This window comes from Ramlibacter sp. bp-362 (genome assembly GCF_054956735.1).
This window is the reverse complement of record NZ_JBUDXE010000009.1, coordinates 38,807-54,566: the sequence shown is the minus strand read 5'-3', so window position 1 is coordinate 54,566 and position 15,760 is coordinate 38,807. Positions and strand designations below refer to the sequence as shown.

Annotated in this window: 16 protein-coding genes; 2 read left to right on the top strand and 14 right to left on the bottom strand. The window is 69.7% G+C overall.

The features are described 5' to 3' along the window. Positions 1-36: 36 nt before the first annotated feature. A complete protein-coding gene (locus ACY0MJ_RS14355) occupies positions 37-1,161 on the top strand; it encodes an NAD(P)/FAD-dependent oxidoreductase (protein ID WP_462639161.1) in 1,125 nt (374 codons plus the stop codon). Positions 1,162-1,381: 220 nt separating this feature from the next. On the opposite strand, the gene ACY0MJ_RS14350 is transcribed toward ACY0MJ_RS14355, so the two are convergent. The 3 genes from ACY0MJ_RS14350 to ACY0MJ_RS14340 all read right to left on the bottom strand — a co-directional run bounded on the left by ACY0MJ_RS14350 (position 1,382) and on the right by ACY0MJ_RS14340 (position 2,910). Next, positions 1,382-1,627, bottom strand: a complete 246-nt coding sequence (locus tag ACY0MJ_RS14350) for a hypothetical protein (RefSeq protein ID WP_462639160.1) — start codon at positions 1,625-1,627, stop codon at positions 1,382-1,384. Between the two features lie 69 nt (positions 1,628-1,696). Next, complete coding sequence (locus ACY0MJ_RS14345; protein ID WP_462639159.1) at positions 1,697-2,533, bottom strand: class III extradiol dioxygenase family protein; 837 nt, start codon at positions 2,531-2,533, stop codon at positions 1,697-1,699. Between the two features lie 11 nt (positions 2,534-2,544). After that, positions 2,545-2,910 carry a protocatechuate 4,5-dioxygenase subunit alpha gene (locus ACY0MJ_RS14340; RefSeq protein ID WP_462639158.1) on the bottom strand — a complete coding sequence of 122 codons (366 nt, stop codon included), beginning with the start codon at positions 2,908-2,910 and terminating at the stop codon, positions 2,545-2,547. A 91-nt stretch (positions 2,911-3,001) separates the two neighbouring features. On the opposite strand from ACY0MJ_RS14340, the gene ACY0MJ_RS14335 reads away from it, so the two are divergent. Continuing rightward, a complete protein-coding gene (locus ACY0MJ_RS14335; RefSeq protein WP_462639156.1) occupies positions 3,002-3,916 on the top strand; it encodes a DMT family transporter in 915 nt (304 codons plus the stop codon). Positions 3,917-4,060: 144 nt separating this feature from the next. Here ACY0MJ_RS14335 and ACY0MJ_RS14330 read toward each other — a convergent pair whose 3' ends face one another. From ACY0MJ_RS14330 to ACY0MJ_RS14280, 11 genes are all read right to left on the bottom strand, one after another. After that, positions 4,061-4,855, bottom strand: coding sequence for an enoyl-CoA hydratase (locus ACY0MJ_RS14330; RefSeq protein WP_462639155.1), 795 nt, complete (start codon positions 4,853-4,855; stop codon positions 4,061-4,063). After that, a complete protein-coding gene (locus ACY0MJ_RS14325; RefSeq protein ID WP_462639154.1) occupies positions 4,852-6,060 on the bottom strand; it encodes a CaiB/BaiF CoA transferase family protein in 1,209 nt (402 codons plus the stop codon). The genes ACY0MJ_RS14330 and ACY0MJ_RS14325 overlap by 4 nt, the downstream gene beginning before the upstream one ends. A 15-nt stretch (positions 6,061-6,075) precedes the next feature. Then, the gene (locus ACY0MJ_RS14320; protein WP_462639153.1) at positions 6,076-7,146 is read right to left on the bottom strand and encodes an ABC transporter ATP-binding protein; all 1,071 of its coding nucleotides are present in this window, start codon (positions 7,144-7,146) and stop codon (positions 6,076-6,078) included. Continuing rightward, complete coding sequence (locus tag ACY0MJ_RS14315) at positions 7,143-8,891, bottom strand: ABC transporter permease (RefSeq protein WP_462639152.1); 1,749 nt, start codon at positions 8,889-8,891, stop codon at positions 7,143-7,145. The genes ACY0MJ_RS14320 and ACY0MJ_RS14315 overlap by 4 nt, the downstream gene beginning before the upstream one ends. Positions 8,892-8,906: 15 nt before the next feature. Further along, positions 8,907-9,953, bottom strand: a complete 1,047-nt coding sequence (locus ACY0MJ_RS14310) for an ABC transporter substrate-binding protein (protein ID WP_462639151.1) — start codon at positions 9,951-9,953, stop codon at positions 8,907-8,909. 119 nt (positions 9,954-10,072) lie between these two features. After that, positions 10,073-10,243: a hypothetical protein gene (locus tag ACY0MJ_RS14305; protein WP_462639150.1), complete on the bottom strand. Its 171-nt coding sequence runs from the start codon at positions 10,241-10,243 to the stop codon at positions 10,073-10,075. A 10-nt stretch (positions 10,244-10,253) separates the two neighbouring features. Continuing rightward, a complete protein-coding gene (locus ACY0MJ_RS14300) occupies positions 10,254-11,327 on the bottom strand; it encodes a YeeE/YedE thiosulfate transporter family protein (protein WP_462639149.1) in 1,074 nt (357 codons plus the stop codon). Positions 11,328-11,330: 3 nt separating this feature from the next. After that, a complete protein-coding gene (locus ACY0MJ_RS14295; RefSeq protein WP_462639148.1) occupies positions 11,331-12,266 on the bottom strand; it encodes a sulfurtransferase in 936 nt (311 codons plus the stop codon). 106 nt (positions 12,267-12,372) lie between these two features. Next, entirely contained in the window at positions 12,373-13,377 is a 1,005-nt protein-coding gene (locus ACY0MJ_RS14290; RefSeq protein WP_462639147.1) for an aldo/keto reductase, read from the bottom strand. Between the two features lie 14 nt (positions 13,378-13,391). Further along, the gene (gene gndA / locus ACY0MJ_RS14285) at positions 13,392-14,807 is read right to left on the bottom strand and encodes an NADP-dependent phosphogluconate dehydrogenase (RefSeq protein ID WP_462639146.1); all 1,416 of its coding nucleotides are present in this window, start codon (positions 14,805-14,807) and stop codon (positions 13,392-13,394) included. Positions 14,808-14,842: 35 nt separating this feature from the next. Beyond that, on the bottom strand, positions 14,843-15,760 hold the full coding sequence (locus ACY0MJ_RS14280) for a hypothetical protein (protein ID WP_462639145.1): 918 nt from the start codon (positions 15,758-15,760) through the stop codon (positions 14,843-14,845).

Here is a 15,760-nt window from a genome sequence, read left to right as displayed (position 1 = left end):
TGAGGGGCAGGCGCGGCACCCTCCTAGAATCCCCGCGTGCAACCCGCAGACTTCCTCATCCTCGGCGGCGGCATCGCCGGCGCCTCCATCGGCTTCTTCCTCGCGCCGCACGGCCGCACCGTGCTGCTGGAGCGCGAATCGCAGCCCGGCTACCACTCCACCGGCCGCTCCGCCGCCCTCTTCCTGGAAAGCTACGGCACGCCGCAGGTCCGGGCGCTGACGCGCGCGAGCCGCGCCTTCTTCGACGCCCCACCGGCGGGGTTCACCGAAACACCCTTGCTCTCCCCGCGCGGCTGTTTGCTGGTGGCCGCGCCCGGCCAGGAGGACGAACTCGAGTCGCACTGGGACCTGCTGCGTTCGATGACGCCGCACGCGCGCCGGCTCACACCGGCCGAGGCATTGGAGCTCGTGCCGGTGCTGCGTCCCGGGCGCGTCATCGGCGCCGTGCTGGAGCCCGAGGCCAGCGACATGGACGTGCATGCGATCCACCAGGGCTACCTGCGCGGGCTGAAGCGCGCGGGTGGCGCCGTCGTGTGCGACGCCGAAGCCACGCGCATCGAACGCGTCGGCGGCCAATGGGAAGTCACGACGCCCGCCGGCCAATGGCGTGCCCCGGTCCTCGTCAACGCCGCCGGCGCATGGTGCGACGTGGTCGCTGGGCTGGCGGGCGTGCCCGCCATCGGCCTGCAGCCCAAGCGCCGCTCCGCCTTCACCTTCGCGCCGCCCGCCGGCACGGACCCGCGGCACTGGCCCTGCCTGATCAGCGCCGACGAGAGCTGGTACGTGAAGCAGGACGCCGGCATGCTGCTCGGCTCGCCGGCCAACGCCGACCCGGTGCCGCCGCAGGACGTGCAGCCGGAGGAACTGGACATCGCGCTCGCGATCGACCGCATCCAGCAGATGACGACGCTGGAGATCCGCCGGCCGGCGCGCACGTGGGCCGGGCTGCGCTCCTTCGTCGCCGATGGGGACCTGGTGGGCGGGTTCGATCCGGCGGCGCCGGGGTTCTTCTGGGTGGCGGCGCAGGGGGGGTATGGCATCCAGACATCGCCGGCGATGGGGGAGGCTTGCGCCGCGCTCGCGCGCGGCGAGGCGCTGCCGGAGCGGATCGCGGCGTTCGGGCTGACGGAGGCGATGCTGGGGCCGGCGCGGCTGCGTTGATGCTGGGGTTCGCTGCGCTCACCGCCAGCCTACGGGGTGCGGATTCGGTGGGGTTCGCTGCGCTCACCTTCCGCGGCTTGCGCCGCGCCACCCTACGGGTGCCAGTCGCAGTCTTTCCGTAGGGTGGCGGTGAGCGAAGCGATCGAGCGCTGCGCTTGCGCAGCGCGTAGTCTGAGGCGTAGGCGAACGCCGAACCTCAGGCACCCCACCGACCGCCCCTTCAGAACATCGTCTCCTGGTACCGGTCCTGCTTCCCGTCCGTGCGCGGGCGCAGCAGCTGGACTTCCGGTTCGCCGAGCGCTTCGGTGGCGTAGCTCTTGCCGCATTCGGGGCAGTCGTACGCCTCGCGCCGGGAGAGGTCCGCCTGCAGCGTGGCCAGCACGCGGAAGCGCGCGCCGCAGTAGGCGCAGGAGGTCTCGAATACGCTCAGGGCCCCGGGGACGGCGGGCTCCACGGCATGCTTCATGCGGTCCTCCTCTCGTGAGATGGACGCGTCCAGTATGCGCCGCCCCCCGCCCGCCCACAAGCGCGGCGCTCAGTCCAGCGCTTCCAGCGCCATCATGCCCGCGGCCGTGTTGGAGATGGGGATGTGGTAGTTCGTGTGCACCTTGCGCACCGGGCCCGGCACGGCCCCGCGCGTGGCCAGCCACATCAGCAGTTCCACGCCCTGCGTGCCCGTCTTCTCCACCAGCTCATGCGTGCTGTACTGCGTCGCCCACTCCGGGTCGTGCACGAGGCTGTCCATGAACTTGAGGTCGAACGGCTTGTTGATGAAGCCGGCCCGCGCGCCATCGAGCTGGTGCGACAGGCCGCCGGTGCCGATCACCACCACCTTTTGATCGCTGTCCCAGGAGGCGATCGCCTCGCCCACGGCCTGCCCCAGGGCGTAGCAGCGGCGCGCGCTCGGCAGCGGGAACTGCACGGTGTTGATGCAGATCGGCACAGTCGCCACGGGCGCCCCCTGCGGCCAGAACAGCTTCAGGGGCAGCGCGAAGCCGTGGTCCACCAGCATCTCCTGGCAGGTGGTGATGTCGAACTCGCGCGCGACCAGGTGCTCGATCAGGTGCCACGAGAGGTCCTGCTCGCCCCGGAAGGGCGCCAGCGTCGGGATGCCCCAGCCCTCGTCCGCGTTGCGGTACTCGGGCGCGGCGCCGACGGCGAAGGTCGGCATCTTGTCGAGGAAGAAGTTCAGCCCGTGGTCGTTGTAGAAGACGACGGCGACGTCCGGCTTCATGTCCTCGAGCCAGCGGTGCACGGGCAGGAAGCCGTCGAAGAAGGGTTTCCAGTAGGGCTCCTGCTGCAGCCCCCGGGCGATCGCGCCGCCGATCGCGGGCACGTGGGAGGTGGTGAGTCCGCCGATGATCCGGGCCATGGTCCGCTCCTTCAGGCGCCCAGGCCGGCGGGTTGGCCGTTCTGCCGCACCAGGCGGGCCTTGAATTCCTCCTTGCTGACGCCGGTCTGCAGCGCGCCGAGGTCCTGCACGTCCAGGCCCAGGATGCCGGCGAACTTCGCGAGGTAGTAGATGTTGCCGCCGGCGGCCAGCAGGCCCGCGACGTCGCGCTTGCGGATCGCCTCGGCCTGCACGGCCGTCAGGCCGTAGCGGCGCATGTAGGCTTCCTCGTCGGCCCGGAAGGCCTCGCGGTTGGCCTGTCCGTTGAAGGAAAAGCACATGCGGTTGAGGGCGTAGCCCTTGCGCGCCTGGGTGCCGTCGAAGAGGGTCGTGCCGAAAATCGCGGGCTGGTCGTCCATGCCTGTCTCCTTGCGAGCGGCCAGTATGGGCAGGCAGGCGGCGGCCCGGACTGACGCAGGTCAAAGGCCGGCCGCTAAGATCGCGGCTCGCATGACCTCCTCCCCCTCCGACGCGATGCGCGCGGCCAACCGCCGTGGCATCCTGGCCCTCTCGGCCGGCATGGCCTGCTTCGTCAGCAACGACAGCCTCGTCAAGTACGTCAGCCAGACGCTCCCGGCGCCGCAGCTGATCTTCCTGCGCGGCGTCTTCGCCACCGTGCTGCTGCTGGCCATCTCGCACGGGCTGGGCGCCACGCGCCAACTGGGCAGCCTGCTGGATCGCAAGGTGGTCGTGCGGGCGCTGTTCGACGCGTTCGCCACCATGACCTACCTCACGGCGCTGTTCCACATGCAGATCGGCAACGCCACGGCGATCAACATGGCGACGCCGCTGTTCATCACGCTGTTCGCCATCGTCTTCTTCGGCGAGCGGGTGGGCGGCGCGCGCTGGGTGGCGATCGCCACCGGCTTCACCGGCGTGCTGCTGGTCGTGCAGCCCAGCGGCGCGGCCTTCAACGCCTGGTCGCTGCTGTGCCTGGGCGGCACGGTGCTGCATGCCAGCCGCGACCTGATGACGCGCGCCATCGACCGCGGCATTCCTTCGGTGCTGATCACCCTGAGCACGGCCGTCGCGGTCACGGTGCTGGCGGGTGTGTGGAGCCTGTTCGCGGACTGGCAGCCGGTGCGGTGGCGGGAGATCGCGCTGCTGCTGGCGGCCAGCGTGTTCCTGAGCGGCGGCTATTTCCTGCTGACGGTCAGCATGCGGGCGGGCGAGATGAGCGTGGTGGCGCCGTTCCGGTACACGGGGCTGCTTTTCGCGCTGGTGCTCGGGTACCTGGTGTGGGGGGATGTGCCGAATGCGGTGGCGTGGGCGGGGATCGCGTTGCTGCTCGCGGCCGGGCTGTACATCGTGCACGGGGAGCGGGCGAAGGCGCCGCGGGCGGAGTTGGAGGCGGTGCCGGAGTGACGGGCCGGGAGTGGAAAATCGGTGGGGTTCGCTTCGCTCACCTTCCGCGGCCGTAGCCGCGCCACCCTACGGGGCACCCGGAATTCGTAGGGTGGCGACGGCCGCAGGCCGGCGGAAGGTGAGCGGAGCGAACCCCACCGACCTTCACTTCCCCGTGAACTTCGGCTTCCGCTTCTCCATGAACGCCTGCCGGCCCTCCACGTAATCGGCGCTGGCGAAGCAGCGGTCCACCACTTCCTTGCACAGCGCCGCATCGCGCTCCGACTCGTCCTTCAGGCACTGCGCCACCAGCGTCTTGATCGACGCCACGGTCAACGGCGCGTTCCCCGCGATCGTCGCCGCGTAGTCGCGCACGTAGGATTCCAGCCCGTCCACCGGCACCAGCCGGTTCACCAGGCCCATGGTGACCGCTTCCTGCGCCGTGAACTGGCGGGCCGTGTAGAAGATCTCGCGGGCGAACGAAGGGCCGACCACGTCGACCAGCTTGCGCACGCCGTCGAATTCGTAGCCCAGGCCCAGCTTGGCCGCCGGCACCGCGAAGGTCGATCCTTCCGACGCGATGCGCATGTCGCAGGACAGCGCCACCGAGACGCCGCCGCCAACGCAGTAGCCGCGGATCATCGCGATCGTCGGCTTGTTCACGTGCTGCAGCGCCATCGTGGCGGCGTGCGAGACCTCGTTGTAGGCGGCGATGTTCTCCGCGTTGGAGCGCTTCTCCTCGAACTCGGAGATGTCGGCGCCCGAGACGAAGGCCTTCTCGCCCGCGCCCTTGAGCACGATCACGCGGATCGCCGGATCCTGGGCGTAGTCGGTGACGGCGTCGTACAGGCCCTGCCACATGGGCAGCGAGACGGCGTTGTGGCGCGCCGGGTTGTTGAACGTGATCCAGCCGATCGCGCCGTCCTTCTGCGCGATCATCCTGTCGGTCTTGAGCATCATGCCGGGGTTCCTTCCTGTGCCTTGACGACGCCTTCGGCCAGCAGGCCGCGCACCTGTGCGTCGCTGAAGCCCAGCGCGCGCAGGACCTCGGTGGTGTGCTGCCCGTGCAGGGGCGCGGGCTTGCGGATCTTCGTCAGGTCGCCGCTGGACTTCACGGGCAGGCCCAGCGTCTTCATCGGGCCGATCTTCGGGTGATCGATGTCGTACACCATGCGGCGGTGCTGCACGTGCGGGTCGGCCAGCGTCTGGTCGTAAGTGTAGACGGGGCCGCCGGGCACGCCCGCGGCGTCGAGCTTCTCCACCCAGTGGGCGGTCGTCTCCTTGACGAGGATCGCCTCGATCAGCTCCTGCAGCGCGTCCGCGTTCTTCACCCGCAGCATCGCGCGCTCGAAGCGCGGGTCCTCCAGCCACTGGGGCTGTCCGACCACCTGCGTCACGAAGGCGCGCCAGAGCTTCTCGCCGCTGGCGCCCACCGTCACGTAGCCGTCCTTCGAACGGAAGGCCTGGTAGGGCGCCGAGCGACGGTGCCGCGTGCCGGTGGCCGTGGGCAGTTCGCCGTTGCCGAAATAGGCGCCGAACTCCCAGATGCTCCAGGCCAGCCCGGCCTCGAGCAGCGAGGTCTCGAGGAACTGCCCCTCGCCGTGCCGCAGCTTGCCGATGAAGGCGCCGAGGATGCCGTACAGCGTGGTCACGCCGCAGGCGATGTCGTTCATGGCGATGCCGACCTTCGCCGGACGCCCGCCCGGCTCGCCCGTCATCATCATGATGCCGGACATGCCCTGGGCGATGATGTCGAAGCCGCCCTTGTGCCCGTAGGGGCCGGTCTGGCCGAAGCCGGACATGGACGCGTAGATGATGGACGGGTTGACCTTCTTCAGGCTCTCGTAGTCGAGCCCCAGCTTCTTCACCACGCCGGGGCGGAAGTTCTCCACCACGATGTCGCTGCGCTCCGCCAGCTTCATCACGATGTCACGGCCGCCGGGCGCCTTCAGGTCGACGGAGATGCTCTTCTTGTTGCGGTTCAGGACCGCGAAGCAGTAGGACTCGTCGTTGACCTTGGGTTCGAAGTTGCGGGTGCTGTCGCCCTCGAGGCTTTCCAGCTTGATCACCTCGGCGCCCAGGTCGCCCAGCACCATGGTGCAGTAGGGGCCGGCCATCACGTTCGTGAGGTCCAGGACGCGGACGCCCTCCAGGGGAAGCGGCATGGGGAAAGTGTCTCCTCAGTTCAGTACGGTGATCTGCGACGTGTCGATCTCGGCGTAGATGGTCTGGCCGACCTCGAACACGTCGCCCGGCCGCGCGCTCACGCGGATCGGTTCGAGCGCCGGCGCGAGCCGGATGTGGTAGTCCCAGGACTCCCCCAGGTAGGACCGGCGCTGGATGCTCGCCTCCACGCAGCAGTGCCGGTCGCGTTCGGCCGGCTTGTCGCGCAGCAGCTGGATGCATTGTGGCCGAATCGAGACCTGCACTTCCGGCGGCAGCTGGCCGTCCGCGGCGAGCGCCCGCGTGGGCAGGAAAAATCCGCCGAAATCCACGGCGTCGTCGCGCCGCGACCCCGTGAGGAAGTTGGTCCGGCCGATGAAGCCGGCCACGAAGCGGGTCTTGGGGCTGCGGTAGATCTCGAAGGGCGCGTCGAGCTGCTCGATGCGCCCCTTGTTCATCACGGCGATGCGGTCCGACGTGACCATGGCCTCGGCCTGGTCGTGCGTGACGTAGACCATCGTCATGTTGAACTCGTCGTGCAGGCGCCGGATCTCGTAGCGCATCTCCTCGCGCAGGTTGGCGTCGAGGTTGGACAGCGGCTCGTCCAGCAGCAGCACCGCGGGGTTGACCACGATGGCGCGGGCCAGCGCCACGCGCTGCTGCTGCCCGCCACTGAGCTCCGCCGGGTAGCGGTCGCGCAGCGCCTTCAGCTGCACGACGTCCAGGATGGAGTCCACCTTCTTCTTCGCGTCGGCCGCCGGCACCTTCTGCAGCTTCAGGCCGAAGGCGACGTTCTCCTCCACCGTCATGTTCGGCCAGATTGCGTAGCTCTGGAAGATCATGGACATCTTGCGCTTTTCCGGCGGCAGGCTCGATTGCGGCGAGGAGATCACCTGCCCATCGAGCTCGATGGTGCCCGCGCTCGGCGTGATGAAGCCGGCGATCATGCGCAGCGTGGTGGTCTTGCCGCAGCCGGAGGGCCCCAGCAGCGACACCAGCTCGCCGTTGCGCAGCGACAGGTTCAGACCGTCGACGGCGGTGAAGGCGCCGAAGGTGCGCGAGACATTGCGTAGTACGAGTTGGCTCACCCGACACTCCTCCTCAACATGAAGTCGCGCCCCATCAGCCGGAAGCCCAGCAGGATCAGCGCCACCGTGATCACCACCAGCACCAGGCCGATCGAGGCCAGCATCTCGAAGTTGCCCTCGTCGCTCTTGTCGAACAGCAGCACCGAGAGCACCTGCGTGTTGATCGAGTAGAGGAAGATGGCCGTGCTCAGCTCGCGCGTCGCCGGGATGAACACCAGGATGAAGGCGCCGGCCATGCTGCGTTTCAGCACCGGCAGCACCACGTGCCGGATCGCCGTCAGGCGCGAGCCGCCCAGCGTGCGCACCGCCTCTTCCAGCTCCGGGTTGATGCTGCGGATCGCCGCGTTGCTGTTGACGAAGGCGATGGGCAGGAAGCGCGTGGTGTAGGCCAGGATCAGGATCCAGGCCGTCCCGTACAGCAGCAGCGGCGGCCGCGTGTACGCCGCGTAGAAGCCGATCGCCAGCACGATGCCCGGCACCACGAAGGGGGCCATGGTGAGGAAGGACAGCACGCTCGACACGTGCCGGTTCACCAGCTGCCGGTTGACGATGTACGCGATGGAGAGCGCCAGGGTGATCGCGATCAGCGAGGCCGTGCCCGCGTACAGGAAGGTGTGCCAGGTGGCCGTGCGCGTCAGGTTGTTGTCGAACAGGATCGCGTGCACGTTGCGCAGCGTCAGGTTGTCCAGCGAGAAGCCGCGGCCCCACGCCTTGGCGAAGGCGGCCTGGCAGATCACCACCAGCGGCATGAAGAAGGACAGCGTCGTCACGAACAGGCAGTAGCCCAGCGCCACCCACTTCCACCGCCCCAGCGGCACCGGCCGGCGCTCGCCGCCCTTGCCGGTGAGGGAGACGTAGCCCTTGCGGTGCGTGATGCGCCGCTGCACCCAGAACAGCAGGATGGTGATCACCAGCAGCGGCATGGCGTAGGCCGCCGCCACGCCCACCCGCGGCGGGAACTCGAAGAACTGCCACAGCTGCGTGGTCACCACCTGGAAGCGCCCCGGCAGCGCGATCAGCGCCGGCGAGCCGAACAGCGCGATGGCTTCCAGGAACACCAGGATGAAGGCGCCCAGGATCGCCGGCAGCACCAGCGGCAGCGTGATCTTCAGCGTCGTGACCAGGTTCCCCGCGCCCAGGATGTTGGCGGCGTCCTCCATCTCCGAGGAGATCAGGTCCAGCGCCGACTTCGTGAGCACGAACACGTAGGGGAAGCTGTAGCACGCCACCACCAGGATCAGCCCCGGCATCGAGTAGACGTTGAACGGCCCGCCGTCGGCGCCGGTGAGCGCCTCGAACATCCGGTTCAGCCAGCCCGCGTTCGGCCCGGCCAGCAGGATCCAGCCGACGGCGCCGAGGTAGGGCGGGATGATGAAGGTGCCGAGGATCGCGATCCACACCAGCGTCTTGGCCGGCATGTCCGTGCGCGACAGCGCCCAGGCGAGCGGCACGCCGAACAGCAGGCACAGAACGCCGGAGCCCAGGCCCAGCGTCAGCGAGTTGCCCAGCGCCTCGATGTTGCGCGAGCGGCCGTAGGCCGCCGCGTAGTTGGCCAGCGAGAACGCGCCGCTCTCATCCTGGAAGCTCGCGACCAGCAGCCGCAGCAGCGGGTTGACCACCAGGAACACCAGGACGGCGATCGCCAGCAGCCAGAACCAGGAGCTCTTGTCCCAGTGCCGCCAGCGCCGCGCCCAGCCCTCGCCCGCCGCCGCCTCCGGCAGCGGGGTCGTTTCCACGTACGCCATGGAAGCGGGCTTGCGTCAGATGCCGAAGGTATCGCGGAACTTCTCCTTCAGTTCCGGGATGCCCTTGGTGATCTCTTCCTCCGTCGGCCGCACGACCTTGATGGTCTCCAGCGGCTTGGCGCCGGGCGCGGGCGCGACGCCCTTCATCACGGCCAGCGAGTGCGTCTTGACCTGCACCTCGCCCGCTTCCTTGGACAGCAGGAACTCCATGTAGAGCTTGCCGGCATTGGGCGAAGGCGCGTTCTTCGGGATGCCGCTGGGCGAGACCATCAGCAGCGCGCCGTCGGTGGGATACACCACCGCGAGCGGGTTGCCCTTGTCACGGCTGAGCAGCGTGGTCGCTTCCGGGCCCGCGGCCACGACGCGCTCCTTGGCGTTGAGCATCGTCACCGTGTCGTTCACCGAGCGGCCGATCTGCGGCTGGTTCTTCTCCAGCTTGGTGAAGTAGTCCCACCCGTAGAGCTTGTTCATCAGCACGACCCAGGTGCCCACGTAGCCGCTGTAGGCCGGGTGGCCGATGGAGACCTTGCCCTTCCACTTGGGATCCAGCAGGTCGGTCCAGTTCTTGGGCGCCTCGCCGGGCTTCACTTCCGATTCGTTGTAGGTCACGAGCATGAGCGCCGCGGCCGTGACCCAGTACTGCCCGTCCTTGTCGTTGTAGGCCTTGAGCGAGTCGACCATGTTGGCGACGTTGTGCGGCTTGTATTCCATCAGCAGGCCCTTGGCCTTGAGCGCCGGGAAATGGCTCACGTCGGTGCTGCTGAAGACCGAGGCCACGGGGGTGTTGGCCTGGATGTCCTGCTGCAGCCGCTGGTAGGCCACCTGCGCGGTGGTCCGCACGAAGTTGCACTTGAGTCCCGGGTACTTCGCCTCGAAGGCGGCGCACAGCTTGGCGGCCTCCTCGGTGTTGTAGTGCGCCGTGTAGACGGTGACGGGCTTTTCCTTCTTCGCCGCCTCGTAGAGCTGCTTTTCCCAGGGCTGCATGTCGGCCCGTGCGGGAGCCGAAGCGAGCGAAAGACAGGCCGCCGCGGCGGCCACGAACAGTGCAATGTTCCGGTTCATCGGGTTCTCCCGCGGCCGCGCCGCAATCAACAACGAGGGCCCACTCTAGGGGCAGCCCGCGGGAGCTCATATCCGCACTTTCCTGCATGCGCAGGGCAACAGAAAGTGTGCGCCTCGTGCTATTCGGGGGCGGCGGAGCAGTGGCCGCCGCTCACCACCTGGCCGGAGCCGGCGGCGATGAGGGGCGGTTCCTGGCGCAGGTCGATGGCGGGCGAGCGGGCGAAGTCCCAGGCGAGGAAGCCCACGAGGACGACCCAGAAGGCCCAGCGGAGGACGGTCTTGTGCTGCATGGTCCCTCCCTCAGATGCCGAAGCGGCGCCGCAGCCGCAGGCCCACCAGCGTGCCGAGGAAGGCCATGGGCATCCAGATCCAGCCGTGGATGCTGCCGGTGGAGATACCGCTGAGCATGGCGCCGACGTTGCAGCCGAAGGCCAGGCGCGAGCTGTAGCCCATCACGAAGCCGGCGACCAGCCCCACCGCCCACTGCTTGCCCGTGAGCGTGCGCTCGGTGGGCGGCTTGCGCGCCGACACCCACAATGCCCCGCCCATCAGGCCGATGTTGGTGATCGAGGTCACGTCCAGCAGCGCCGACTGCTTCAGCAGCTGCGCGTTGCCCGCCTGGCTCCAGAACACGTTGCCCGAGGGATCGAACACGCCCAGCGCCTGCGCGCCCTTGGCGGCCCAGAGGCCGAAGCCGTAGACCACGCCCCAGGGCTGGCCCGCGATCAGCAGGTTCAGCGTGGCCAAGGCGGCCAGCGCCACGGCGCCCCAGATCCAGCGGCGGTCCCACAGCGGCTTGCCGGGGCCGACCCACAGCCGCACGAGCACGGCGATGGCGGCGAGCGCCAGCAGCGTGGCGGCGAGCGCGGGGCCCACGCCCCAGGACTGCACGAGGCCGACGGGCCGCAATTCGCCCAGCGCCAGCCACTTGTCGACGTGGACGGAGCCCAGGAAGCTGCCCAGCGCGAACAGCGGCAGGATGCCCATGTTCAGCGGCACGCCCAGGCCGGCCTTGTAGAGGGTGCCGGAGCCGCAGCCGTCGGCGACCTGCATGGCCAGGCCGAACACCAGCGCGCCCACGAGCAGGCTCACGCTGGGCGGGCCGAGCGCCGCGTGCAGTTCGCCGAACTGGCCGAGCAGCGGCATCGCGAGCGCCGCGGCCAGGCCCAGCAGCAGCAGCTGGCCGAACACGCCGCGCGGGTCGCGCTGCTCGACGAGCTGCCGCCAGCCGGTGGTGAAGCCGAAGCGCGCGCCGGCGAGCGCCGCACCCATGCCGATGCCCACGAGGAACAGGACGGCCTGGCGCACGGACACGCTCCAGGCCAGCAGAATGAAAAAGGCGGCCAGAGCGGCCGCCAGGGGAAGGCGCTTCATCGCTTACTTGAAGGTTCGGTCGGCCCACAGCTTGGCGTCGATCCACAGCTGCTTGGCGCGGTTGGGCACGTTGGCCATGGGCAGGCCCTTGGGGTCCTGGCTCCAGTCGACCATCGAGCCGGGGTACATCTTCACGTTCTTCTGGCCCGCCACTTCGGACAGCGCGAACCAGTCGGTCGCCGCCCAGTGGCCGGTGTTGCAGAAGGCCACGGTGTCCTTCTTCGCATCGAGCGTGCTGGCGGCGGCGCGCACCTTCTCGGGCACGAGCACGCCGCTCTGCTCGCCGTCGAAGAAGCGGCTGTACTCCACGTTCACCGCGCCCTGCAGGGTGCCCGGCAGCTTGGCCGCCGCGTGGCGCGTCTCGCCCTGGAAGAAGGCCGCGGGACGCGCGTCGACCAGCACCGTCTTGCCGCCGGCGACGTCCTGCGCGACTTCGTCGCGGCCCGCGATCAGGCTGTGGTCGATCTGCGGCGAATAGGTGCTGGGCGCGACCTTGGCGACCACGCTGTCCTGCGGCAGCTTCGCCTGCGCCCAGGCCTTGACGCCGCCATTGAGCAGCGACAGCTCCTTCAGGCCCAGGACCTTGAGCGTCCAGTACACGCGGGCGGCGGCGCCGAAGTCGGTGGCGTTGTCGCCGCTGGAGACGACGACGGCATGGGTCGCGGGCGAAAGGCCCAGCGAGCGCACCAGCTCCGTGAGCTTGGGCAGCTCGGGCAGCTCGCCCGGGTTGGTGGCGGGGCCGCGCCACTTGCCGTAGGGCGCGTTCAGCGCGCCGGGGATGTGCTGGGCCGCGTAGGCCTTGGGGTCGCGGATGTCGATGACGCGCACGCTGGGTTCGGCCAGCTGCGCCTTCAGTTCGGCCGGCGTGAGCAGCGGCTGCGCCGCGAAGGACAGGCCGGCCGCGGCGAACGCCACGGCGAAGGTGAGGATCTTCTTCATGGGGACTTTCTCTCGGGGAATCTCCCGATTGTCCCAAGGACCCCCGCCGCCACCAACGACAATGTCCTCATATGCTCATGAGCGCCGCCCATGAGCGGGGAGTGCCTCAGGCGAACTCTTCCGAATCCACCTCGGAGCGCGCCTGCGCGCTGTAGCGGTTGCCCTGCACCGTGTGCTGGTTGATCAGGCGCTCCACGTCCGCCACCAGTTCCGGCGCCAGCCGCACGTCCGCCGCGGCCAGGTCTTCCTGCAGGTGCTCCACGCGCGTGGTGCCGGGGATCGGGATGATGTCCTGCCCCTTGTGCAGCAGCCAGGCCAGCGCGAGCTGCGCCGGCGTGCAGCCCGCGCGCTGCGCCAGCGCCTTGTAGGGCGGCAGCAGCTTGAGGTTCTGCGCGTGGTTGGCCGCCTCGAAGCGCGGCATGGTGCGGCGGATGTCCTTGGGTTCGAGCGTCGACACGTCGTGCACGGCATCGCACAGGAAGCCGCGCGCCACGGGGCTGAAGGCCACGAAGGCGATGCCCAGTTCGCGGCAGGCCGCCAGCGCGCCGATCTCCGGGTTGCGCGTCCACAGCGAATACTCGTTCTGCACCGCGGTGATCGGATGCACGGCCTGCGCCTTGCGGATCGTGGCGGCCGAGACTTCGGACAGGCCCAGCGTGCGCACCTTGCCCTCCTCCACCAGGCGGCTCATCGCGCCCACGCTCTCCTCGATGGGCACCTTCTTGTCCCAGCGGTGCAGGTAGTAGAGGTCGATCACGTCCGTCTGCAGGCGGCGCAGGCTGTCCTCGCAGTTGCGGCGCAGGGTCTCCGGGCGGCCGTCGATCACGCGCTTGAGCACGCCGTCCGCGTCCGGCACGCCGGCGAGGCCGCCCTTGCTGCACAGCGTGATTTCGCGGCGGTGCGGCTTGAGCACGCGGCCCACCAGTTCCTCGTTCTTGCCGAAGCCGTACAGCGCCGCCGTGTCGAACAGCGTCACGCCCGCGTCGAGCGCCGCGCGCAGGACGCGCTCGCCCTGCTCCGCGGAGGGCGGCACGCCGTACGCGTGGCTCAGGTTCATGCAGCCGAGGCCGATGGCCGAAACGGTGAAGGGGCCGAGTTGTCTGGTGTGCATCGCGCGATTCTCGCTCACTGCGTTTCCGTCCACTTGGTGTGGAACTTGCCCGGCCGGTCCAGCCGCTGGTAGGTGTGCGCGCCGAAGTAGTCGCGCTGCGCCTGCAGCAGGTTGGCCGGCAGCCGCCGCGCGCGGTAGCCGTCGTAGTACGACAGCGCGCTCATGAAGGCAGGAACGGCCACGCCGTGCTGCGCCGCCGCCGCGACCACCTCGCGCAGCGCCTGCTGCGAGTCCGCCAGCATGCGCGCGAAGTCCGCGTCCAGCAGCAGGTTGGCCAGTTTCGGCTCGCGCGCGTAGGCGCGGCGGATGTCGTCCAGCAGGCGCGCCCGGATGATGCACCCGGCGCGCCACAGGCCCGCGATGGTGCCGAAGGGCAGGTCCCAGCCGTACTCCTTGTCGGCCGCGGCCAGCAGCTGGAAGCCTTGCGCGTAGGCGCAGACCTTGGCGGCCAGCAGCGCCCGGCGGATCTTCTCGACGAAGGCGCCGGCGTCGCCCGCGAAGGGAACTTGCGGACCGGCCAGCACTTCGGCTGCCGCGGCGCGCTCGCCGCGCAGGGCGCTGATCGCGCGCGCGAACACCGCCTCGGCGACGGTGGGCGCGGTCACACCCAGGTCCAGCGCCGCCTGGCTGGCCCACTTGCCGGTGCCCTTCTGCTCCGCGGTGTCGACGATGGCGTCCACCAGCGGCTGGCCGGTCTCGGGGTCCACGCGGCCGAGGATGTCGGCCGTGATGCCCACGAGGTAGCTGGAGAGCTCGCCCTCGTTCCAGGCCGCGAACACCTTGGCCATCTCGGCGGGCTGCAGCCCGAGCAGCTGCTGCATCAGGAAGTAGGCCTCGCACAGCGTCTGCATGTCGGCGTACTCGATGCCGTTGTGGACCATCTTCACGTAGTGGCCCGAGGCGCCGGGGCCGAGCCACTCGCAGCAGGGCTGGCCGTCCTCGGCCCGGGCGGCGATTGCCTGCAGGATGGGCTTCACGCGCGGCCAGGCCTGCGCGTCGCCGCCGGGCATGATCGAAGGCCCGCGCAGCGCGCCCTCCTCGCCGCCGCTGACGCCCGCGCCCACGAACAGGATGCCGCTGCCGGTGAGCTCCTGGATGCGCCGCGCCGTGTCGGTGAAGCGGGTGTTGCCGCCGTCGACGACGATGTCGCCCGCGGACAGCAGCGGGCGCAGGTCGGCCAGCACCGCGTCCACGGCGGCGCCGGCGGGCACCATGAGCAGGAGGACGCGCGGGGCGCGCAGGCTGGCGACCAGCTCCTGCGGCGAGCGCGGCGCGGCCGCGCCGGTGCGCGCGGCGAAGCTGTCGCGCTTGCGCGCTTCGAGGTCGTAGCCGGTGACGGCGAAGCCGTTGCGATGCAGGTTGAGGGCGAGGTTCTCGCCCATCACGCCCAGGCCCACCAGCCCGAGATCGAATTGCTTGCTGGAGTCCATGGGCAGGATTGTCGCCGGGCGCGGCCCGGCCGGCCTCAGGCCGCCGCCTGCAGGCTCGCCCTTGCGCTCGGGCTGCCCATGCTGGCCGCGCGCTGCATCCACTGCGCCGCCTGCGCCGCGTCGCGCGCCACGGAGGCGCCGCGCTGGTAGGCGATGGACAGGAAGTAGCTCATCTCCATGCGGCCGTAGCGGATGCCCTGCTCGGTGGCCTTGCCGCTGCGCTTGATGATCATCGGGATGTCGCCCTGCCCTTCGGCGAACGCCTGCATCTGCGCCACCGTGCGGGCGAGGAAGCGGTCGCGGTCCTGCGTCGCCTTCGCCTTGTCGGGCATGGTCGCGACCAGCTGGTCGGCCAGCACCGGCAGCACCTCGAAGGGCGTCATGCCGCCCTGCACGCGCGGGGAGTACCAGGCGCGCAGCATGGCGCGGTCCAGCGGGGTGAGGTGGTCCACCGTCTTCGCGAAGTAGCTCAGCACGGTGTCGCCCTCGGGGTGGCCGCGCACGCCCATCACGTGCATGGACTCGTGGTAGGCGCAGCGCCACACCTCGCCCTCGCGCATCTGCATGGTGACGGAGTCGATGGCGGTCTCGCTGCGGAAGTTCAGCCGCGTCTCGCAGGGCTGCATGTCGCTCAGCGCCGTGTCGGGCGTGATCTCGATGCTCACGTTTGCCGTCTCGCCGGGCTGGTCGGTCACGTCGATGACCTTGCGGCCGGTTTCCGCCGCCACGTCGTTCAGCGCCTTCAGCACCTCGGGCCGGTGCCCGAGCGCGTTGACGCCGGTGAGGCGGACCTTCAGGTCCTGTTCCCAGCGGACGAGGCGCGTGGCGGTGCCGCTCTGGTGCCACAGCGCTTCCCACATCGTGTTCATGCCCTGCTCGAACGTGCCGGCATGGGCGAAGCAGGGAGCGAGAAGGGCGGAAGCGAGGAACGCCAGGACACCGGTCTTGCGCAT